1 protein-coding gene is annotated in these 785 nt (G+C 40.9%); it reads left to right on the forward strand.

Annotation, left to right across the window (positions count from 1 at the left end):
• Window positions 1–785, forward strand: a 785-nt coding sequence (locus GVN22_RS28595; RefSeq protein WP_166554181.1) for a UDP-glucose/GDP-mannose dehydrogenase family protein, incomplete at both ends; no start/stop codon positions are given.

Consider the following 785-nt stretch of genomic DNA (forward strand, 5'->3'; position numbering starts at 1 on the left):
AAATATATCTTGAAAGTTGCTGATGATTTAGGTCCAATCCTAGACCAATATGTAGTGGTTATTGATAAAAGTACTGTGCCAGTAGGTACGGCTGAAAAAGTACACGCTGCTATTGCTAAAAATGCCTCTGAAGAACTTTTTGATGTAGTATCAAACCCTGAGTTTTTGCGTGAAGGTGTGGCTGTAGAGGACTTTATGAAGCCTGACCGCGTGGTAATTGGTACTCGTTCTGAGAAAGCAAAAGCTGTGATGAACAAGTTGTATGCTCCATTGGTTCGTCAGGGTAATCCTGTTATCTTCATGGATGAGCGTTCGGCTGAAATGACTAAATATGCTGCAAATGCGTTCTTGGCTACTAAAATCACGTTTATGAACGAGATTGCTAACCTTTGCGAAAAAGTAGGTGCTAATGTAGACGATATTCGTCGTGGTATTGGGACAGACTCACGTATCGGGAAACGTTTCTTGTTTGCAGGTATTGGTTATGGCGGTAGTTGTTTTCCTAAAGACGTTCAGGCTTTAGCAAAAACTTCTTCTGACAACCAATATGACTTCCAGATTTTGAAGGCTGTCATGAACGTAAATGAAGGTCAAAAGACGAAGTTAATCCCAACTATTAAAGAACACTTCGGTGGTGATTTGAAAGGCAAAGTATTTGCGATGTGGGGCTTAGCTTTCAAACCATATACTGATGATATTCGTGAGGCACCAGCCTTGTACAATATCGAAGAATTATTGGCAGAGGGCGTAACTATCAAGGCATTTGACCCAGAGGCAATGGAAAA

Source organism: Cellulophaga sp. BC115SP (assembly GCF_009905545.1).
In the GTDB taxonomy this organism is placed as follows: Bacteria; Bacteroidota; Bacteroidia; order Cytophagales; family Spirosomataceae; genus Flectobacillus; species Flectobacillus rivi.